Genomic DNA, 3,054 nt, shown 5'->3' with positions numbered 1-3,054 from the left:
GGTCGCCCGCGACCTGCTCACACCGGATGAAGTGCGCTTGCTGCCGGACGGCAAAGCCGTGCTGTTCGTGCGCGGGGAGCGGCCGGTCATCGACGACAAGTATGACCTGCTGCGCCACCCCTGTATCCGCTTCACCGAGGACGGCGGCGCGGCTCCCTTCGACTACACCGCTGCCGAGCTGGCAACCGATGATCTGCCCGGCGAGGCTGCTGATTGGGAGCTGTTGGATATAGATGATTTTTTGCCGCAGCCCAAGCGCCCGCAACCGCCATTCCGAACGATACACAACAGAGCACAAAGGAGGAATGCCCATGAATCCCTTGAATCACAAACGCAATTACAAAACCCAAGACCGGCTGAATAGCCAGCCCGTCACCCACCATCTTCGCCGCGGATTTGCGTTGTACGCCGTTGCCGCTCTGGCCTGCTGCCTGGCGACGCCCGTGCTGGCGGCCGGTGACCCACTGGCTGTCATCGACAACCTGAACACCTTCATTTTCAGCATCATCCGGGCCGTCGGTCTGATCCTGCTTGGATGGGGCATCGTGCAGGTGGGGCTGTCGCTGCAAAGCCACGACCCCAGCCAGCGCAGCCAAGGTTTCCTGACGCTGGCCGGTGGTCTGATTATCACTTTTGCGAAGGAGATTCTCGACCTGATCATCGGGACCGGCGTGTGAGGTTTGCGGCAATCTGTCCGCAGAAGGAGGTGATGCGATACGGACAATAGCTGGATCGTCGATAACTTGACGAATGCCTTGAACACCTGGAACGATAAGCTGGCCGAGATCTGGCAGCTGCTGACCGTCAGCCCGGTCAGCTACAACGGCGGCGCGGTCTGGAACGTCATGACCGGCATCTATGGCGCTTTACAAGCCATTGGATACGGGCTGCTCGTTTTATTCTTTGCGGCGGGTGTCGTCAAGACCTGCGGCAGCTTTGCCGAGGTGCGTCGCCCGGAGCAGGCGCTCAAGTTGTTCGTGCGGTTCGCCCTGGCCAAAGCCGCCGTGGACTACGGCCTCGACCTCATGCTGGCAGTGTTTGACATCGTGCAGGGCATGGTCGCCCAGGTCATCGGCACATCGGGGGCAAGCGGCGTCGGCAGCACCACGCTGCCGCAGGAACTCATCGACACGATCAACGCCTGTGGATTTTGGGAGAGCATCCCACTGTGGGCTGTAACTCTTATAGGCAGTCTGCTCATCACGGTGCTGTCCTTTGTCATGGTGCTGACCGTCTATGGCCGGATGTTTTCCCTTTGGATGTACGCCGCCATCGCACCGATCCCGCTGTCGGCTTTTGCCGGCGAACCCACCAGCAGCGTGGGCAAAAACTTTTTGCGCAGCTATGCGGGTGTGTGCTTACAGGGCGTGGTCATAGCGCTGGCCTGCATCATCTTCTCTGCCCTTGCCACCGACGCACCCACCGTTGACCCCAACGCCAGCGCCATCACGGCGGTGTGGTCGTATGTGGGCTCGCTGGCGTTCAATTTGCTGGTGCTGGTGGGGGCCGTGAAGGGATGCGACCGAATCGTGAAGGAGATTATGGGGCTGTAAGGCGGCCGCCGCACGGCATCAGAACAAGCGAGCGCCAATCATCCGGGGCAAAATTAGCCAATCATCCGGTTGAAAGTCGGCCAATCATCCGAAAAATATTCGGCCAAGTATCCGGTTTGGTCTGCAATCCTCATCTCATCGATTATAATGTGAGTATATTGTGCGGAATGGCAAGTTGCGTCCAGAGGCAAGAAACTTCTCCGGTGCGGAACCAACCTCTGACAATTCGTCAGCAGTTGAACCGGATGGCACGGATGGCTACCACGCATCATTCGGAGAATATACGGCAACCAGGTTCAATTCGGCATACGCTGTGTGCCGAATTGTCTGAGCGTTTTATCGATGGTTTCTGCATAGCACCAACGAATGGCGAATAAGCAGATAAGATTGGCAGGCAGTGATCATAAGGACGCCGCAACGATATAGGAGGGTGAAAATGTGAACCGACTGCTGTGAAATTCATCGTTGAATTTTACGCAATAATCCGCTATACTTAAAGCAGAAAGGACGGTGTTTTCCATGCCGAATATCAAGCCAATCTCCGATCTGCGCAATTACAATGAGGTCCTGCGGGATGTCACTGCCGGGGAGCCGGTATTCCTGACCAAAAATGGCCGCGGTCGCTATGCGGTGGTGGATATTCAGGAGTACGAGAAAAGTCAGGCAATGGTCAAACTGCTGACCGAACTGGCCCGCGGCGTGCGCTCCGGGCAGGAAGAAGGCTGGCTCGCACTGGACGATGTGGAAAAAATGCTGTTGGGGTGAAGTATGGCAAAGGTACAAATCTCCCCGTTGGCACAGCAGGACTTGCTGAATATCCGCCAGTATATTGAAACAGAGCTGGCCAATCCTGTGGCCGCACGCCGCACGGTTGAGCGTATGCTGAAAGCGATCCGCCAACTGGAACAATTTCCTTTATCCGGGGCGCCCCTGCAGTATAATGGAGCAGACACAGGGTATCGCTATGTGACCAGCGGCAACTATGTGGCGTTCTATATTGGTACACACACCACTGTGCAGGTGGTGCGGGTGCTATATGGTCGCCGAGATACGATCCGCATCTTGCTGGGAAGCTCGTTCCGGCCAGAGGAACCAGAAGAAGATACAGAATAAACTACTGGGGCAGCCGTAAACGGTTGCCCTTTTCTATTGAAAGACCCAATTGTGAGACTATAATAAAAACCTGGAGCCTGCCAAAGCAAGCTCCAGGTTTCATTTCTGGTGTTGGATGATCCACTGCAAAAGTTCGGCGGCGCTCGCCTGGCTTGCCGCGACTGCAAAGATAATGTCGATGAGTTCCTGCTGTGTGTAGGAAAGTTCAATGCCATTCAGCGCAAGAAAGACCAGCATGACATGGGTGCCGATCCGCTTGTTGCCATCCACAAAGGGATGGTTGCAAACTAGCCCGAACCCAAGCTGTGCCGCCTTGGCCTGCACAGAAGGGTAGAGGCTTTGCCCGTCGAACGTCTGAAACGGGGCAGCCAACGCCGAGTCCAGCAGT

Annotated in this window: 5 protein-coding genes and 1 pseudogene; 5 read left to right on the top strand and 1 reads right to left on the bottom strand. The window is 56.4% G+C overall.

Translation table 11 applies throughout. The features are described 5' to 3' along the window. From Q0526_RS05225 to Q0526_RS05205, 5 genes and pseudogenes are all read left to right on the top strand, one after another. Positions 1–364, top strand: a pseudogene (locus tag Q0526_RS05225) (hypothetical protein); the annotation flags it as partial. Then, complete coding sequence (locus tag Q0526_RS05220) at positions 306–677, top strand: glutamyl-tRNA amidotransferase (protein ID WP_366522031.1); 372 nt, start codon at positions 306–308, stop codon at positions 675–677. The pseudogene Q0526_RS05225 and the gene Q0526_RS05220, both read left to right, overlap by 59 nt. A 66-nt stretch (positions 678–743) precedes the next feature. Then, positions 744–1,553 (top strand): hypothetical protein, encoded by an 810-nt coding sequence (locus Q0526_RS05215; protein WP_298731400.1) that lies wholly within the window; start codon positions 744–746, stop codon positions 1,551–1,553. A gap of 519 nt (positions 1,554–2,072) precedes the next feature. Beyond that, complete coding sequence (locus Q0526_RS05210; protein WP_298731399.1) at positions 2,073–2,318, top strand: type II toxin-antitoxin system prevent-host-death family antitoxin; 246 nt, start codon at positions 2,073–2,075, stop codon at positions 2,316–2,318. Positions 2,319–2,321: 3 nt separating this feature from the next. Next, positions 2,322–2,666 carry a type II toxin-antitoxin system RelE/ParE family toxin gene (locus tag Q0526_RS05205; RefSeq protein WP_298731398.1) on the top strand — a complete coding sequence of 115 codons (345 nt, stop codon included), beginning with the start codon at positions 2,322–2,324 and terminating at the stop codon, positions 2,664–2,666. 99 nt (positions 2,667–2,765) lie between these two features. Here Q0526_RS05205 and Q0526_RS05200 read toward each other — a convergent pair. Continuing rightward, positions 2,766–3,054 (bottom strand): type II toxin-antitoxin system death-on-curing family toxin (locus Q0526_RS05200; RefSeq protein ID WP_298731397.1); only part of this gene is annotated, 289 nt, incomplete at its 5' end.

The organism is uncultured Subdoligranulum sp. (assembly GCF_937890665.1).
The sequence above is the reverse complement of the archived record's forward strand: the minus strand, read 5'-3'. Positions and strand labels throughout refer to the sequence as shown.

Bases quoted from the DNA above. Each gene is read 5' to 3' on its own strand.
- Q0526_RS05210 (WP_298731399.1), top strand. From the start codon at position 2,073: ATGCCGAATATCAAGCCAATCTCCGATCTGCGCAATTACAATGAGGTC.
- Q0526_RS05220 (WP_366522031.1), top strand. From the start codon at position 306: ATGCCCATGAATCCCTTGAATCACAAACGCAATTACAAAACCCAAGAC.
- Q0526_RS05205 (WP_298731398.1), top strand. From the start codon at position 2,322: ATGGCAAAGGTACAAATCTCCCCGTTGGCACAGCAGGACTTGCTGAAT.